Source organism: Dubosiella muris (assembly GCF_004793885.1).
GTDB classification, from domain to species: Bacteria; Bacillota_I; Bacilli_A; order Erysipelotrichales; family Erysipelotrichaceae; genus Dubosiella; species Dubosiella muris.
Genome location: NZ_SRYG01000024.1, coordinates 1 through 15063, shown reverse-complemented (window position 1 = coordinate 15063; position 15063 = coordinate 1). Strand labels below are relative to the sequence as shown.

Below are 15063 nucleotides of genomic sequence, written 5' to 3'. Positions count from 1 at the left end.
AACGCCTATGTGCAACAAAAACAAGATAACTGCCCGAAAGGAGGAAACCCATGCAGAAGTTACAGACAGTCAACGCCGAAACGCTCCTTTATGAGCCGCTTGAGAAGCCGTCCTTTGTGGTGGACAGCCTTATCCCCACAGGCTTGTCGCTGTTCTGCGGCTCACAGAAGATAGGCAAGAGCTGGCTCATGCTGAAGCTGTGCTTATGCGTGTCGCAGGGAATCCCCTTATGGGACATGACGACAATGGAGGGCGATGTGCTTTACCTCTGCCTTGAGGACACGTTCTGCCGCATACAGGACAGGCTGTTCCGTTTGACGGACGAAGCGAGCGGGCGGCTTCATTTTGCCGTGGCAAGCTGCAAGCTGTCAGACGGTCTTATCGTGCAGCTTGAGGATTATCTGAAAGACTATCCAGACAGCAGGCTCATTGTCATTGATACCTTGCAGAAAGTCCGTACAGCTTCAAAAGACAACGCCTATGCAAGCGACTATGGGGACATCTCCCTAATCAAAGATTTTGCCGACAGGCACTCTCTGGCGGTCATTGTCGTACACCACATCCGAAAGCAGAATGACAGCGATGTGTTCAACAAGGTGTCTGGGACGACAGGCTTAACGGGGAGTGCGGACGCTACCTTTGTTCTGGAAAAGGAGAAACGGGCATCTGACACCGCCAAGCTGTATGTAACGGGCAGGGACACGCCCTATCAGGAATACACGCTCCGTTTCCGTGATTGCAGTTGGGAACTTGTGGAGAGGAAAACGCAGGAGCAGCTTGCGAAAGAAACGATACCAGATGTCCTTTTTCGGTTGGTGGATTTTATGAGGGATAAGGAAGAATGGGCAGGCACGGCAACGGAGCTGTTAGCCGCTATGGGGGAAACGGAAACCATACCCACGGTGATTACGAAATGGCTGAATGAATATCACACCACATTTTTAAGCGAGAACCGTATCTGCTACCAGTACAGCCGCAGGAAAGACGGCAGGCAGATTGCCCTTGCAAGGAGGGCGGGTGACAGCGGTGACGGCGGTGACAGCGATATTGGGATACCCCCTGTTACTGTCATTGACGCTTAAAGCCATGTAAAGTTGGCGGCTCTGCCCTGCGGGTGACAGCGGTGACGGCAGTGACAGTGATTTTAGGATACCCTGCCGCTGTCATCCCTACGGGAGAACACCCCGCAAACGCAAAATGCAGGCGTGGGATTCACCCGCCCTTTTCGGGCGTGTAAAATCACCCCTGCGGTCAGAAAAATCTCTCCGATTTTTCCGACTGCGTTTACAGGGTGTAACACACTACACTTTGCCCTGCAAAGAGCCGTGTGCCAGACGTTCCCTCTGGACTCCCTTATGGCAGGTCTTACGCCCTGCTATCCTACGCCTTGCGGCTTCGGATAAAAGAACGGCGGCATGACGGTTACAGCTCTTGCGAGGGAGTATCCCAAAAACACCGTCACCATCGTCATGACCGTCATGCAGGGGATAAGGGTGACAGTTACGGCAATCGGCAGGGGGCATCCCAAAACTGCCGTCACCACCGTCACCGCTGTCACCCAAAGGGCAGTTACCCGCCGAAGAAAGGAAGATGATGGATTATGCCCTATGCAATCCTGCGTTTCCAGAAACGCAAAGCGGGCGGCGTTGCGGCTTGCGAACGCCACAACGAGCGGAAGAAAGAAGCCTACAAAAGCAACCCAGATATCGACATGGAACGCTCTAAAAATAACTATCATCTTGTCGCACCGCCAAAGTACACCTATAAGAAAGAGATTAACCGAAAGGTAGCCGAAGCAGGGTGCAGGACAAGGAAAGACAGCGTGATGATGGTGGAAACGCTCATCACGGCTTCACCAGAATTTATGAACCAGTTACCGCCCGAAGAACAGAAAGCGTATTTTACGATGGCTCTGGATTTCATTTCGGAGCGTGTCGGGGAGCAGAATATCCTCTCCGCAGTCGTCCACATGGACGAGAGAACGCCCCATATGCACCTCTGCTTTGTGCCGATTACACCAGACAATAAGCTGTCCGCCAAAACAATTTTAGGCAATCAAAAGAGCCTGTCGGAGTGGCAGACCGCCTACCATGAGCGGATGTCCTCACGTTGGAATCAGCTTGAGAGAGGTCAATCTTCGATGGAAACCAAGCGGAAACACGTCCCCACATGGCTCTATAAGTTGGGCGGCAGGCTTGATAAGCAGTATGGGGAAATCGTGTCTGCCCTGTCCGACATCAACGCCTTTAACGCAGGGAAAAAGCGTGACAAGGCTCTGGAACTGGTTGCCGCATGGCTGCCCGAAGTGGAGAAATTCTCTAAGGAAATCGGCAGACAGCAGGCGTATATCGACAGCTTAAAGGAGCAAATCGGGCAGGAAGCCGACTATGCAGGGCGTATGCGTGATGAAAAGTACGAGCAGGAATTAAAGGTGCAGAAAGCCAACCAGAGGATATTTGAATTGCAGAGAACCAACGAGCAGATGGGGCGGCTGCTCTCAAAGATACCGCCAGAAGTGTTGGAAGAATTACAGAGAACAGGCAGAAACAAATCAAGAGAAAGGTAAAAAGTGAATGAAGAAACAGGATTTTAAGGTGTTAAAGACCAAAGATTTATACCCGTTTCCCGACAATCCGTTTCATGTTGTGGAGGATGAAACGCTGTCAGAGTTAGCGGAAAGCATCAAGGAATTTGGCATTGTCACGCCGATAATCACACGCCCGAAAGAGGACGGGAACGGTTATGAAGTGATTGCGGGGCAGCGGCGTGTCCGTGCGTCCGAACTTGCAGGTATAAATACCGTGCCTGCATTTGTCCTGCCCTTAGACCGTGACCGAGCCATCATCACCCTTGTAGACAGTAATTTACAGCGTGAAAATATCCTGCCATCGGAGCGGGCGTTTGCCTACAGGATGAAATCCGAAGCCATGAAGCGGCAGGGTTTCCGCACAGACTTAACCTCGTCACAAGTTGTGACGAAGTTGCGGACGGACGACAAAGTGGCACAGGGCTTCGGCGTGGGCAGGATGACCGTCCAGCGTTTTATCCGCCTGACGGAACTGATACCGCCGATTTTGCAGATGGTGGACGAGGGGAAAATCGCCCTCACACCTGCGGTGGAACTGTCCTTTTTGAAGAAAGACGAGCAGGAAAATCTCTTTGCCACGATGGAGAGCGAAGAAGCAACGCCCTCACTCTCACAGGCACAGCGGATGAAAAGCATGAGCCAGAGCGGGCAGCTTGACATGGATATGATATTTTCCATTATGACGGAGGAAAAGGGAAACCAGAAAGAAACCTTGAAAATCAACACAAGCAAACTGAAAAAATACTTTCCGAAGGACACAACGCCGAAGCAGATGGAGGAAACCATCATCCGACTTCTGGAACGTGAGTTGCAGAGAAAACGGAGCAGGGACAGCCGCTAACCTTCTTTTTTCGGGAAGTAAATGCAGGAATTTGGAACAGAAGAAAGACAGAATTTTAAGGAGAATGAGGTAAGGAATGAAAGAAATCCAGTATGAGATTGTAAAGGAAATCGCCGTATTGTCTGCGAGTGACAGCGGCTACACAAAGGAAATCAATCTTATTTCATGGAACGGGAGAGAGCCGAAATATGACATCCGCAGCTTTTCCCCGAACCGTGAGAAGTGCGGAAAGGGTATCACGTTCAACGCTGATGAAGCAGCGGCACTCCTTGAAGCATTACAGAAAGAAGTAAACAGCGGGGATTGATGGTATCTGATTGACAGGGCGGGGCGTTTCCAGACGTTCTCCTGCCCTGTCTGGAAAGGAAGATTTAAGTATGGGCGAGGATAGGAAAACAACTGGAAGAAGAAAGCGTATTGTGCCAAAAGGGCAAGTACAAATGATTATCAGTCGAGAATATATCGGCACACAGACCGTTGCAGAAGCGTTTGTCCCGATTATCTCCGAGGATATTCGGAAGAAGATTGCCGAGGGCGACACCTTCGACAATGAGGGGCTGTCCGCTTAGAATGTACGCAATGGAACATGAAAACGTTAGGACAGATATGGAGGTTTTACAGTATGGCAGGAATAAGAACGGAGAACAAGATTTATGAAGTCGGCATTTACTGCCGCTTATCAAAGGACGATGGCACGGATAACGAGAGTGCGAGCATTGCGACACAAAAATCCATCCTCACGGATTATGTGAAAAGGCAGGGATGGCATTTAGCAAAAACGTATGTTGACGATGGCTACTCTGGAACAAATTTCCAAAGACCAAGTTTCCAGAATATGATTAAGGACATTGAAAACGGGCTGATAAACTGCGTGATTACAAAAGATTTATCCCGTCTGGGGAGGAACTATCTTGATTGTGGGTTATATCTGGAAGTCTTTTTCCCAGAGCATAACGTGAGGTATATAGCGGTCAATGACGGCGTGGACACCTTAAACAAATCCGCTATGGACATCACGCCTTTCCGCAACATCCTAAACGAAATGTATTCTGCCGATGTGTCAGTCAAGATAAAATCGGCGTACCGTGCGAGGTTTCAGCAGGGGAAATTCATGGGAACAACAGCCCCTTATGGCTATGTCAAAGACCCTGCCGACCACAACCATCTGCTGATAGATGACAAAGTTGCCCATGTGGTAAGGGAGATATTCGACCTTGCGTTAGCGGGCAACGGCATCGCCAAAATCCGCAAGCACATCAACAAACAGCATATCCTACGCCCTGCCGCTTATGCGGTGGAGCAAGGGGCAACAGGCTATGAGCGGTACTTTGAGGATAACGAGGAAAACCGTTATATTTGGAGCGAGAACAGCGTGAGGGGCATTTTAAGAAGCCCGATATATGCGGGCAACCTTGCAGGCTACAAGCGGATTGCAGCCAACATGAAAAGCAAGAAACGCCCCTCTAAGCTGCCCGAAGAATGGGAAGTGATACCAGACACCCATGAGGGGATAGTCACGCAGGAGGAATTTGACACCGTACAGCAGCTTATGACGAGCCGCAGGCGGGAGCAGAACGCAGGGGGATTTGAGAATATCTTTTCGGGCGTTATCAAGTGTGCGGACTGCGGCTATGCGATGCGGGCGGCGAGTGCCAACAGGAGGAAACGCCCCGACATCATCGACTGCGTACAATACACCTGCAATAATTATGGCAGATATGGCAATGTTATGTGTACCGCACACAGCATTGAAGCGAGGGACTTATTCAATGCCGTCCTTGCCGACATCAACCGCTTTGCGGATATGGCGGTCAATGATGAAAAGGCGGTCAGAGCCATAGAAAGGCGGCTCACGGAAACAGACCAGAGCAGGGCGAAATCATTAGAGAAAGAAAAGAAGAAGCTGAACAAACGCCTTGCGGAGCTTGACAGGCTGTTTTCCTCTCTCTATGAGGACAAGGTAATGGAGCGTATCACGGAGCGGAATTTTGAGATGATGTCGGGGAAATACCAGAAAGAGCAGCTTGAAATTGAAGCACGGCTGAAAGAGGTAACGGAAACGCTCAATGACAGCTATGAGAAATCGCAGGGCGTGAGGGACTTTCTATCCCTAATCCGCAACTATCAGGGGCTGAAAGAGTTGGACGCAACCATCATAAACGCACTCATAGACAAGATACTTGTTTCGGAACGTGAGAAACTTGCGGACGGGACAGTAAGGCAGGAAATCAAGATTTACTATAAATTCATCGGCTTTGTCGGTGAATTACATATCACACCCACAAAGCGGTGGACGGCGTTAAAGCCTAAAAATTGTACGGTGTGCGGTGTTGAATACGTCCCCAGCTCTGGAATATCAAAGTATTGTCCCGCTTGTGCTAAGAGGATACAGAGGGAGAAATCAAACGAGAGCAAACGCAGGAGTAGGGAGAGGAACCGAAGGGCATGTATTGAACTGTCCGCAAAAAATGACCGACTGACGAGCAGCGTCGGGTATGTCAAATACGCGACGTCCGTCAGCGCGTTGTCGAGCTCAATGTTTCCTTCGAAGCTGTCGACGTCGAAATAGCCGCTCAAATAGTTGAGCAAGACCGATTTTCCGGTCCCGTTTTGTCCTTTGATGAGCGTGACGCCCGTTTTGGGAATGACGAGCTTGTCGGTTTCAAAGAGCTTCGTCTCCTTTTGCGCGGTCGGATAAAACCGGCCTTGCAAAATGGCGGCCAGATGGGCGAACGTTCCGTACTTTTCCTCGAAGCCGCTTGGTTTGTTGGCGTCTTTCTCGAACTGTTCCAAACGCTCGATGTGGCTCGTGTTGACCTGATAGTGGATGGCGATCTCGAAACATTTGTTGAGCGGGATCTGGTACAGGCTCGTGACCTGGTAAATGAACAGGATGCTGCCGAGTGTGAGCTTGTCTTGAAAGTACAAATAGGTGGATAGCATGAGGACGAGCACTTGTGCGATGTTCGACATGACGCTAGGCAGGTTGTTGGTGATCGTCTCGAACAGTTTGAACTTTTTTATAAATTTCAAATAATTGGCAACGACGCCGGCGTACCGGTTCAAAAAGAAGGTGTCGGCGCGGTTGATGTTGATGGCCCGTTTGTCTTCGACGACTTTTTTGATTTCGCTAAAAAACGCGTCCTGTTTAGGAAGGCCTTCCTTTTGCAGCGACGAGATGGATTTGCTGGGCTGGCGCACGACAAAGTAAAAAACCGGAATGTACAAAAAGAACAGCAGGCCGTAAATCGGATTCACGACCGTCACGGTAGCGATAATGATGAGCACGCATAAAATGTACGCGATCAGTTCGATGTTGAGCTGGATGTAAATGTCGGCGAATGTGAAGCCGGAGGAGGTGGCCAGGTTGATAAAGTAGCCTTTTTCATGTTTCTCGTATTCGCGCAGCGGACTTTTGAGCATGAGGCGCAACACCTTGCGCGAGTTGTTCAGCGACTCTTCCACATCCACTTCCAGCGGCTTGTAGTTGACGAAGTAGACGGAGACGAAGCTGTTCAGCAGCACGAAGCCGAGCAAAAACGCGAGCAGCCGGATGATTTGGGCAAACGAGCTTTTTCCCGTGATCTGGTCGATGACTTCGCTGAACGTGTAGCTGATCAAGATCGACAGCAAAACATTGAGCACGATGAACGCGATGTAGACCACGTGCCTTCCTTTGTATTCGATCAGTCGAAATTCGGTGTTCTTTTTCATGGTTCCTCCTTCAAAGCGCATAGCGCTTTATTAAACTTTTTGTTTTTAACGACTCTATTTACTAAAGAATCCAAACGCAAATAATAATATAATTCCGCTTCTGTCTAAATCAATGAAAATACACTTTGGAATTATGAATCAAAAATATTTGTTTTTTTCTTGTTCGCTATAAATTATTCATGAAATATGAAATTTTGTAAATCAGGCTATGTTTACTAACTGTTTTTGTATAGCTTTTTCTCCATCAAAAAACTCCGAATCTAAAATCCGGAGCGAGTATCCCTTATGAAAAATCACCCAAACATGTCGTGAAGCGATCCAGTTGATGATTCATATAAAGCCGTATATCTCTCACCACTTGCACAATCTTTATTGTGTTTTCTTTTTCTTCAAAATAGTCGAGCATGAAATCTTGAATAAACGAAATATCCTCATATCTTTTATTTTCCAATAATGACTGATAATACGCGAGAATACTATGCTCAAACTGTTCATCCTGTCCATTTATTCTATCCTTGATCGCCCGCAAAAACAGCCGGTAAGAAGTGTCACACTCCTCCTCCTCCGCTTTTTCACACGCCTTGAAAGCCTCTTCCACCCTATTAAGCTTAAAAAGAGAAAAAGGAACATAATAGCATAAATCGGGAGATGAATCTTTTTCTAATTTCGCCCGCTTCGCATATTGAATGCATTCTTCATAATTCTCACTCAACAAAGCGTTCCAGGCCAAATTGTGATAAATTTGACCGGTGGGATAATTTAAGTATTCATTGTTAGAGGAAACGAGTAAATGAAGCAACTTTTCTTTCGCTTCCAAAAAAAGTCTTAAATCGGTCAGCACCACGCATTCAAACATATCCACTGTAATCAGGCGGCTATAATTGTTACAGAGCTTCAGTACTTCTCGAGCCTCCAAACATTTTTTATAGGCAATAACCGGCTGATTCAACTCGGCATAAACACTGATTAGCTGAAACGTATTCATCGCATGGACATGGGAATTTGGATTGCACAATTCGCCTGATTTCAAAAAACAATCCAGCGCGATTGGATTATCCATTGTATTCCTTTTATAAAAAATTCCTAAAAGACAATAATAAACCGCCAATTCGTCATTTTGCAGGCAGTTCAAGTTTTGGTCGATCACCATCTTTATTTGTCTTACCTTCTCATCATCCTGGACGATACGCAAAAAGTAAAAAAGTTTAATCATTAGCGATACGAAAAAGCCATAAGAATGAAGACGCTCTTCCTCGCTTTTTTGAATTTCCTCATACTTGGAGCAAATCCGTTCCGTTTGCTCGAAAAAGAAATATTCAAACAACTGAAATAGATCTTCTCTTGCCTGACGCCATAAATTTTGATCTTCATCAAAAGAAACGTTTAATATTTCGTTGATTTGTGAAACCGTTCCTTCTGGAAAATGCCTCTTTCCGTTTTCCAAATCACTTAAAAAGCCTTTATTCATTCGCAATTCTTTTGCCAGGGCAATTAAAGAGCGCTTCTGGCCCCTTCGATGCAGGCGATAATAAGCGCCCGCGATCCTTTCTTTCGGGATCCCCTGATCCACAAGCGCGCTTTGTTGTTTGATTTGAAACGGCATAGTCAATTCTCCTTTTGAAGATTATTTCATGAACCGAAAAAATTTCAAGAAAAATCACATAAAATTAAATTTTTTTATTTTGTTAAACAGGATTGACAAACCACCCAACTGTGTTTAATGTATATATTGTATATACACACTAAAACAGGAGACGTCGAATTATGGATATCATCATCACTATGCGATCGGACAAACCGATCTACGAGCAAATCGAATCCCAGTTTCGGGAAATGATCGTCAGCGGAAAGCTGAAAGCGGGCGATTCGATTCCCAGCATGCGCGCGCTTGCCAAAGACTTGCACATTTCTTTAATTACGGTGAAGAAGGCGTATGAAAACCTGAGCCGGGACGGCTTGATTGAAACGATCGTGGGCAAAGGCTCGTTTGTGGCGGCTTTGAACACCGAACTGCTCCGCGAGGAAAAACAGCGGGAGATCGAGAATTTGCTGGCGCAAGCCTGCCAGAGCGCCAAGACGGCTGGCATCGGCCCCGATACGCTCAAAGAATTGATTGATGTCCTCTATGAAGGAGAATGACTTATGACAACAGCATTATGTGTGCGAGGCTTAACGAAACGCTATCCGGCCTTCGCGTTGCAGGATTTGTCTTTTGATCTTCCGCAAGGCACCATCGTCGGCCTCATTGGTGAAAACGGCGCGGGCAAAAGCACCCTGCTGCGCTGCCTTTTAGGCATGACAAAACCCGATCAAGGCTCGATCACGCCACCATTGACGAATTTCAATCAAATCAGCTTTATCCCCGATTCATGCACCTTTCCCGAGATCTTGACGATCGAACAGCTCGAAAAGGATTTCACGAACATTTACGCCCAATGGGACGCCAAAAAGTTTTGGGACATGGCTTCCGACTTCGGGTTGCCCAAAGCGCAAAAAATCAAAACGTTCTCCAAGGGAATGAAAGTGAAGCTCGCGTTTTGCGTGGCCTTTAGCCACCACGCCCGTCTGCTCGTTTTGGACGAGGCGACGTCCGGCCTCGATCCGGTCGTGCGCGACGAAATTCTCGACTTATTGCTGGAATTTATCCAGGACGAGAACCACACCGTGCTTTTTAGCACCCACATCACAAGCGACCTGGAAAAAGTGGCCGACTACATTTTGTACCTTCACGAAGGAAAAAAGATGTTCATGGACGCCAAGGACGAGCTGACGGAATCCTTCGCGCTCATGCATTGCTCGAAAAAAGAGTTTGAACAACTTCCACCCGACGCGATCATTCGTTCTATAGAGCAGCCGTACCAGGTGGACGTGCTCGTCAAAAAAGCGGACGCGCGCTATACGTACGACGCCCCGACACTGGAAGACTGGATGCGGATGTACACGAAAGGAGAAAAACGATGAAAGGATTGTTAAGAAAGGATTTACAGCTCATTTGGGCGAGCTGGCCGATTTTGCTCATGATCCTGGTTTGCGGAACCGGCATTTCCATTTATATCCAGCAGCCAACGATGGAAATTTGCTTCGTGACGCTGCTGCTCGTGTTTCAAACGGTCGCCACAATCATGAACGACCAGACGTCGGGCTGGTTTCCGTGGGAGCTGACTTTGCCGGTTTCCCGAAAAGGCATTGTTTACGAGAAGTTTATTTTGGCCCTGATCGTGCTGGCGTTTGGCACTTGCCTCGCCTTGCTCATCTACTGGGGCGTGTCCGCCATCACCCACGTGACGATCGACCGGGTTTCGCTGGAAATCAACCTCGCGATCCTGCTTGTCTTTTTCGGCTTTGGCGTCGCGCCCGGCCTGCTCCTCTCGTTTTATAAAAAAGAGGCCGGCCCGATCGCGATGATCGTCGCCGCCCTGCTGCCTGTCGCGATCCTTCTTGTCGTCATGAACACTGTGTCCGACACCAAAATCAAAGAGGTGTTTATGATTTTGGCCGCCATCAGCATGGTTCTTTATTTTGCGATCATGGTTATCAGCCCGAAAATCGTCACCGGCTGGCTAAATCGAAACACGTAGTCAAACGCGGTCCAAAACGGGCCGCGTTTTTTACGAATCGACATCCACGGAAATCGCGGTGATTCGCGTTTCCTGCGCCGGATTCAGGCTCCTCTCTCTTAAAATTTTTACCAGATCCAAACGTTTGGCGTCGCTGGCTCGCGGAAATTTTTCGCCATCCCTTTTCAGGAGGCGCAATGTCGCTTTCAGCGCGTCCGCGCCTTTGTCCAGCGCTTTCTCGAACGTTTCTCCAAACGCGCTCATCCCGTTGAAATCCGGAAACAAAACGACAAACATCCTTCCTTCTTTTGTGACGACGACCGGGTATGTTGCCATGGCGGTTCTCCTCTCTTTTTCTTTATTTTACCGACAAAAGAGGAAGATTCCAATCCACAAAAAAAACGGATCCCTTTCGGAATCCGTGGCTTTTCAAGTGGTGGTCTCAGTCGGAATCGAACCAACGACACAAGGATTTTCAGTCCTTTGCTCTACCAACTGAGCTATGAGACCACAATGGTTGCGGGGGAAGGATTTGAACCAACGGCCTCCGGGTTATGAGCCCGACGAGCTACCAGACTGCTCTACCCCGCGATGTGAATAAAAATATTTAGTTGTAATAAAATGGCGGAGAAACTGGGATTCGAACCCAGGCGCCGCTCACACGACCTACCGGTTTTCAAGACCGGACCCTTCAGCCACTTGGGTATTTCTCCATAACATGTGAGTGTTGTTACTACCATAAGGTACGATATAGATTGGTGGACCCTGTAGGACTCGAACCTACGACCCGCCGGTTATGAGCCGGATGCTCTGACCAACTGAGCTAAGGGTCCAAAAACAGTTGGTGGCTGGAGTGAGACTCGAACTCACGACCTTCCGGGTATGAACCGGATGCTCTAGCCAACTAAGCTACCCAGCCGAAGAGAATGGTCGGGACGACAGGATTTGAACCTGCGACCCCTTGATCCCAAATCAAGTGCACTACCAAGCTGTGCTACGTCCCGACATAAAATATAAATTTTGAAATATCAATTCAATCACTTGCAATAAAATAAATGGCGCGCCCAGTAGGAGTCGAACCCGCAACCTTTTGATCCGTAGTCAAACGCTCTGTCCAATTGAGCTATGGGCGCATGTGCTTGTCTTTATCAAGTGCTCACTTATATTACCATTACTCCCTGGTGAATGCAACACTTAAATTCAATTTTTTTAAATTTTTTTCAACCGCGCATTCCAGGCGCGAAAAAGTCTTGTACAAGACCTTCTCGCCTAGCTTTCCCGCGTTGTCTTCTCGGCCAAGGCCACGTAGCGCTCCACGCCATCAAAAAGGCACGTCTTGAGCAACGACAAATACGCCTCGAACGAAAACGTTTCGACCGTCGCGAGCATTTCCATCCGCACGCCAAACAAATCGACATTGTACGCTTGCTCCCGCATGCCGTTGCGCAAATAAAACGCCTTCCGCCGCTGACGTAGCGCGCGCTCCGCCGGCACCTCCGTCGACCACGGATCCTCGATCTCCAAAACGATTGGCTTGTCGTGCGCGGCGAAAAACTGCTTCAGGACTCTGGAACCGATTTGGCGTTTTCGCGCTTGCGGATCCACCGCGAAATAGTCGATCAAAATGTGGTTGGCGTCCTCGAGCGTAAACAGAAGCCCGCAAGCCCGGTCCTCCTCCACCACGGCGTACATTCGCTCGTTTCCTTTTACCATCACCTCGAACGGCTTCTTTTCGCTTTTTGGAAACGACGCCTCATACAACTCTTTTATATAGGGAACTTCCCGGTCCTCCATCTTTCGATATCCTACGCTTTGCATACTTCGCATTATAAAAGGGAGAGCGCGTCTTGTCCAGTCTTGAAAATTCGCCCAAAACCCGGATTTCACATTTCATCCGCCATGGGGGCGTGCTATAATTTTTGCATGAACTACAGTACGATCCTGCTCGCGGCTGGCAGAGGAAGCCGCACCAACCTTGACTACAACAAGGTCTTTTATCATCTGGACACCGACCGGACCGTGCTGGACGCCAGTCTGGCGCTGTTCCTCGACGACGAGGAGTGCCGGCAGATCGTTCTGGTCTGCGCCCCGTACGAGCTCGATTACGTCCAATCCAACTACAGCAAAGATCCACGCATCTGCTTTGTCGCCGGCGGCGACACCCGGCAGCAATCCGTCTGCAACGGCCTGGATGCCGTAAAGGAGGACTACGTTTTCATCCACGACGCCGCCAGACCTTTCCTGAAGCCGTACTCGATTTACGAATTGAAAAAGACCCTCGAAATCGAAGACGCGTGTTTGCTGATGGTACCCAGCGTCGACACGGTCAAACTCGTCGAAGGGGGCTACGTTGCCCAAACGCTTTGCCGCGACCAGGTGTACCGGGCCCAAACCCCGCAATGCTTTAAAACGAGCCTGATCCAAAAGTGCCACGAAAAAGCGAAAAATGCCGGCAAGCTCGCGACCGACGACGCCCAGCTTGTCGAATGGTATGGAAAGATTCCCGTCCGGGTCGTTTACGGCGACGAGGAAAATATCAAGATCACGCTGCCAAGCGATTTGATCCACGATTAAAAAAGCGTATTGAGCAAGGAGGATTTATGGAAGAGCTGCTTCACTATTCCGCATTGATTTTCGATTTTTGTCAGGAGGAAACCGATTCCTTCGAAACCTTGTGCCACGACATCGACGTCTTCGCCGGCGATCCGGCCTGCGCCCAAATCGTCGTGAGCTGCCTGCGCGACTGGCAGCTGCGCCTCTCGCTGGATCCAAAGCCAAAAACGATGCTCGTCCGCATGGCCGACCATCCGTACGCGGCGCTCATCAACGGGCTCAAAGCCGTCAGCGAGGAAAACGTGCTCGTCGTCGGCCTGGCCGAGCCGATCCGGCTCGAATCCAAAGACGCCGTCCTCGACGCCTTGACGCGTTACCCGGCCATCCACGCCCATGCCGGCCTGCAAGGCTTCGACACGCGCCTGCTGATGTTTTGCCTCCAGCACGCCGTCGAGCAAAACATTTCGATCGACAGCTATTCGCAAGCCGTTTCCGCCTGCGGCGACACCCCGATTTTGACGCTCTAGAAGAAGTGTTTGGCTTCTTCTTTTTTTTCGAATTTGAAATAATAAGGCCAATGGAGGTGCCGCATGCCAGAAACCACAATCGTCGAATACGCCCAAACCCGCCTGCAAACCTGGAAAGAGCTTCCCTTTAACGAAGTCGACAGCCTGATTCTTTCCTGCCTTGCCTATTTGCGCCTGCCGCTCGCTTTCGAAGACCGGGTCGCCCTCAAAGACTTGTATAAAGCCGAAAACTTCGACGCCATGTTTCACAACGTCTACTCGGCGCCCCGCAGCCAGGCGCTCTTCACCGCCCTATGCGCCAGCCCGCGCTATCGCGACATCCAGGTCAGCCGCTACATCCAGGATTCCAGCGAAGTTCAGGAGAAGCAGTTTAGCGCCGTCTGCTTCCAGCTCGACGACGATTTGGCCTATGTTGCCTTTCGCGGCACCGACGCCACGCTGGTCGGCTGGAAGGAAGACTTCAACATGGCTTTCTCTTTTCCGGTCCCAAGCCAGCTGGAAGCCGCCCGCTATTTAACCGACGCCCTGCCCGCACTGCAAGGAACGGTGCTCGTTGGCGGCCACTCCAAAGGGGGCAACCTCGCCGTGTTCGCCGCCACGCGCCAAACCGGCATCTCGCGCATTCAAGCCGTGTACTCCCACGACGGGCCCGGCTTTCCGCAAACCGCCTTTTCCAGCCAGCCGTTCCAAGCGCTGCTGCCAAAAATCAAAAAGACGGTTCCCCAGTCCTCCATCATCGGCATGATTTTGGAAGCGCAGGAAGCGTACACGATCGTCAAAAGCAACCGGTTCAGCATCTGGCAGCACGACCCGTACTCGTGGCTGGTCGAAGGGGAGAGGTTTGTCACCTTGTCGCATCAAACCCCTGGCGCCCTCTACATGAACACGGCCATCAACGCCTGGCTGACGCACATTTCCCGGCAGGAGCGCGAACGCTTCTTTACCACGTTGTATGCCTTGCTCGCCAGCGACCACGCCAAAACCTCGGCGCAATGGCGCAAAAGCCTGCCCCAAAACCTGCCGGCCATCTTGCAGGCCACCAAGGAGCTCAGCCCGGACACGAAACATTTTCTCGTCCACACGCTCAAGGAAATGGCGGCTCTCAGCTTGCGTAGCGTTCCCGAAGCGATCAATCCGCCGTTTGAAAAATAGACAAGCGCCAAATATATGTTATACTTATTCTCGGCGTCCCGCCCCACAGCGAGCCTGCATTCGCTTCGGGACGCGAAGAAGGGGCTGTAACGGGTAAGTAAAAAAATATCCGGCTCCCGAAATAAAAAAAGG

Annotated in this window: 16 protein-coding genes, 7 tRNA genes and 1 pseudogene; 12 read left to right on the top strand and 12 right to left on the bottom strand. The window is 49.7% G+C overall.

Annotation, left to right across the window (positions count from 1 at the left end):
• Positions 1–50 precede the first annotated feature (50 nt).
• Positions 51–1082 (top strand): AAA family ATPase, encoded by a 1032-nt coding sequence (locus E5336_RS10535; RefSeq protein ID WP_001170965.1) that lies wholly within the window; start codon positions 51–53, stop codon positions 1080–1082.
• A 293-nt stretch (positions 1083–1375) separates the two neighbouring features.
• On the opposite strand, the gene E5336_RS12465 is transcribed toward E5336_RS10535, so the two are convergent.
• A complete protein-coding gene (locus E5336_RS12465) occupies positions 1376–1540 on the bottom strand; it encodes a hypothetical protein (protein WP_168353644.1) in 165 nt (54 codons plus the stop codon).
• 60 nt (positions 1541–1600) lie between these two features.
• Here E5336_RS12465 and mobV point away from each other — a divergent pair, with 60 nt between their 5' ends.
• From mobV to E5336_RS10510, 5 genes and pseudogenes are all read left to right on the top strand, one after another.
• A complete protein-coding gene (gene mobV / locus E5336_RS10530) occupies positions 1601–2566 on the top strand; it encodes a MobV family relaxase (protein ID WP_001145977.1) in 966 nt (321 codons plus the stop codon).
• Positions 2567–2573: 7 nt separating this feature from the next.
• Positions 2574–3428: a ParB/RepB/Spo0J family partition protein gene (locus E5336_RS10525; RefSeq protein WP_000743701.1), complete on the top strand. Its 855-nt coding sequence runs from the start codon at positions 2574–2576 to the stop codon at positions 3426–3428.
• A gap of 76 nt (positions 3429–3504) precedes the next feature.
• Positions 3505–3735, top strand: a complete 231-nt coding sequence (locus E5336_RS10520) for a YdbC family protein (RefSeq protein WP_135981070.1) — start codon at positions 3505–3507, stop codon at positions 3733–3735.
• Positions 3736–3805: 70 nt separating this feature from the next.
• Positions 3806–3997, top strand: a complete 192-nt coding sequence (locus E5336_RS10515; protein ID WP_000503424.1) for a hypothetical protein — start codon at positions 3806–3808, stop codon at positions 3995–3997.
• Between the two features lie 17 nt (positions 3998–4014).
• Positions 4015–5625 (top strand): annotated as a pseudogene (locus E5336_RS10510) (recombinase family protein); the annotation flags it as partial.
• A gap of 41 nt (positions 5626–5666) precedes the next feature.
• Here E5336_RS10510 and E5336_RS12765 read toward each other — a convergent pair.
• Together E5336_RS12765 and E5336_RS10500 are read right to left on the bottom strand one after the other, a co-directional pair.
• Positions 5667–7142: an ABC transporter transmembrane domain-containing protein gene (locus tag E5336_RS12765; RefSeq protein ID WP_479682362.1), complete on the bottom strand. Its 1476-nt coding sequence runs from the start codon at positions 7140–7142 to the stop codon at positions 5667–5669.
• A gap of 283 nt (positions 7143–7425) precedes the next feature.
• The gene (locus E5336_RS10500; protein ID WP_135981068.1) at positions 7426–8745 is read right to left on the bottom strand and encodes a helix-turn-helix domain-containing protein; all 1320 of its coding nucleotides are present in this window, start codon (positions 8743–8745) and stop codon (positions 7426–7428) included.
• Between the two features lie 161 nt (positions 8746–8906).
• Between E5336_RS10500 and E5336_RS10495 the strand changes: the two genes are divergently transcribed.
• Genes E5336_RS10495 through E5336_RS10485 form a run of 3 tightly spaced genes read left to right on the top strand, consistent with a single transcriptional unit; the run spans position 8907 to position 10720 of the window.
• The gene (locus E5336_RS10495) at positions 8907–9281 is read left to right on the top strand and encodes a GntR family transcriptional regulator (protein ID WP_135981067.1); all 375 of its coding nucleotides are present in this window, start codon (positions 8907–8909) and stop codon (positions 9279–9281) included.
• A 3-nt stretch (positions 9282–9284) separates the two neighbouring features.
• Positions 9285–10103, top strand: a complete 819-nt coding sequence (locus tag E5336_RS10490; protein WP_135981066.1) for an ABC transporter ATP-binding protein — start codon at positions 9285–9287, stop codon at positions 10101–10103.
• The gene (locus E5336_RS10485) at positions 10100–10720 is read left to right on the top strand and encodes an ABC-2 transporter permease (RefSeq protein WP_135981065.1); all 621 of its coding nucleotides are present in this window, start codon (positions 10100–10102) and stop codon (positions 10718–10720) included. Before E5336_RS10490 ends, E5336_RS10485 begins: the two co-directional genes overlap by 4 nt.
• A 30-nt stretch (positions 10721–10750) precedes the next feature.
• On the opposite strand, the gene E5336_RS10480 is transcribed toward E5336_RS10485, so the two are convergent.
• The 9 genes from E5336_RS10480 to E5336_RS10440 form a co-directional block, all read right to left on the bottom strand.
• Positions 10751–11035: a type II toxin-antitoxin system HicB family antitoxin gene (locus E5336_RS10480; RefSeq protein ID WP_135981064.1), complete on the bottom strand. Its 285-nt coding sequence runs from the start codon at positions 11033–11035 to the stop codon at positions 10751–10753.
• A 98-nt stretch (positions 11036–11133) separates the two neighbouring features.
• Positions 11134–11209 (bottom strand) — tRNA-Phe (locus tag E5336_RS10475).
• Between the two features lie 4 nt (positions 11210–11213).
• Positions 11214–11290 (bottom strand) — tRNA-Met (locus E5336_RS10470).
• Positions 11291–11321: 31 nt separating this feature from the next.
• Positions 11322–11412, bottom strand: a tRNA-Ser gene (locus E5336_RS10465).
• Positions 11413–11455: 43 nt separating this feature from the next.
• Positions 11456–11532, bottom strand: a tRNA-Ile gene (locus E5336_RS10460).
• A gap of 9 nt (positions 11533–11541) precedes the next feature.
• Positions 11542–11618: transfer RNA gene (locus E5336_RS10455), tRNA-Met, on the bottom strand.
• Positions 11619–11626: 8 nt separating this feature from the next.
• Positions 11627–11703: transfer RNA gene (locus E5336_RS10450), tRNA-Pro, on the bottom strand.
• 52 nt (positions 11704–11755) lie between these two features.
• Positions 11756–11832, bottom strand: a tRNA-Arg gene (locus E5336_RS10445).
• Positions 11833–11968: 136 nt separating this feature from the next.
• Positions 11969–12517 carry a GNAT family N-acetyltransferase gene (locus tag E5336_RS10440; protein ID WP_168353645.1) on the bottom strand — a complete coding sequence of 183 codons (549 nt, stop codon included), beginning with the start codon at positions 12515–12517 and terminating at the stop codon, positions 11969–11971.
• Positions 12518–12622: 105 nt separating this feature from the next.
• Here E5336_RS10440 and ispD point away from each other — a divergent pair, with 105 nt between their 5' ends.
• From ispD to E5336_RS10425, 3 genes are all read left to right on the top strand, one after another.
• On the top strand, positions 12623–13273 hold the full coding sequence (ispD, locus tag E5336_RS10435; RefSeq protein ID WP_135981062.1) for a 2-C-methyl-D-erythritol 4-phosphate cytidylyltransferase: 651 nt from the start codon (positions 12623–12625) through the stop codon (positions 13271–13273).
• A 26-nt stretch (positions 13274–13299) separates the two neighbouring features.
• On the top strand, positions 13300–13779 hold the full coding sequence (locus E5336_RS10430; RefSeq protein WP_135981061.1) for a hypothetical protein: 480 nt from the start codon (positions 13300–13302) through the stop codon (positions 13777–13779).
• A gap of 63 nt (positions 13780–13842) precedes the next feature.
• A complete protein-coding gene (locus tag E5336_RS10425) occupies positions 13843–14931 on the top strand; it encodes a DUF2974 domain-containing protein (protein ID WP_135981060.1) in 1089 nt (362 codons plus the stop codon).
• Positions 14932–15063: the final 132 nt, after the last annotated feature.

Bases quoted from the DNA above. Each gene is read 5' to 3' on its own strand.
- E5336_RS10535 (WP_001170965.1), top strand. From the start codon at position 51: ATGCAGAAGTTACAGACAGTCAACGCCGAAACGCTCCTTTATGAGCCG.
- mobV (WP_001145977.1), top strand. From the start codon at position 1,601: ATGCCCTATGCAATCCTGCGTTTCCAGAAACGCAAAGCGGGCGGCGTT.
- E5336_RS10525 (WP_000743701.1), top strand. From the start codon at position 2,574: ATGAAGAAACAGGATTTTAAGGTGTTAAAGACCAAAGATTTATACCCG.
- E5336_RS10520 (WP_135981070.1), top strand. From the start codon at position 3,505: ATGAAAGAAATCCAGTATGAGATTGTAAAGGAAATCGCCGTATTGTCT.
- E5336_RS10515 (WP_000503424.1), top strand. From the start codon at position 3,806: ATGGGCGAGGATAGGAAAACAACTGGAAGAAGAAAGCGTATTGTGCCA.
- E5336_RS12765 (WP_479682362.1), bottom strand. From the start codon at position 7,142: ATGAAAAAGAACACCGAATTTCGACTGATCGAATACAAAGGAAGGCAC.
- E5336_RS10500 (WP_135981068.1), bottom strand. From the start codon at position 8,745: ATGCCGTTTCAAATCAAACAACAAAGCGCGCTTGTGGATCAGGGGATC.
- E5336_RS10495 (WP_135981067.1), top strand. From the start codon at position 8,907: ATGGATATCATCATCACTATGCGATCGGACAAACCGATCTACGAGCAA.
- E5336_RS10490 (WP_135981066.1), top strand. From the start codon at position 9,285: ATGACAACAGCATTATGTGTGCGAGGCTTAACGAAACGCTATCCGGCC.
- E5336_RS10485 (WP_135981065.1), top strand. From the start codon at position 10,100: ATGAAAGGATTGTTAAGAAAGGATTTACAGCTCATTTGGGCGAGCTGG.
- E5336_RS10480 (WP_135981064.1), bottom strand. From the start codon at position 11,035: ATGGCAACATACCCGGTCGTCGTCACAAAAGAAGGAAGGATGTTTGTC.
- E5336_RS10440 (WP_168353645.1), bottom strand. From the start codon at position 12,517: ATGCAAAGCGTAGGATATCGAAAGATGGAGGACCGGGAAGTTCCCTAT.
- ispD (WP_135981062.1), top strand. From the start codon at position 12,623: ATGAACTACAGTACGATCCTGCTCGCGGCTGGCAGAGGAAGCCGCACC.
- E5336_RS10430 (WP_135981061.1), top strand. From the start codon at position 13,300: ATGGAAGAGCTGCTTCACTATTCCGCATTGATTTTCGATTTTTGTCAG.
- E5336_RS10425 (WP_135981060.1), top strand. From the start codon at position 13,843: ATGCCAGAAACCACAATCGTCGAATACGCCCAAACCCGCCTGCAAACC.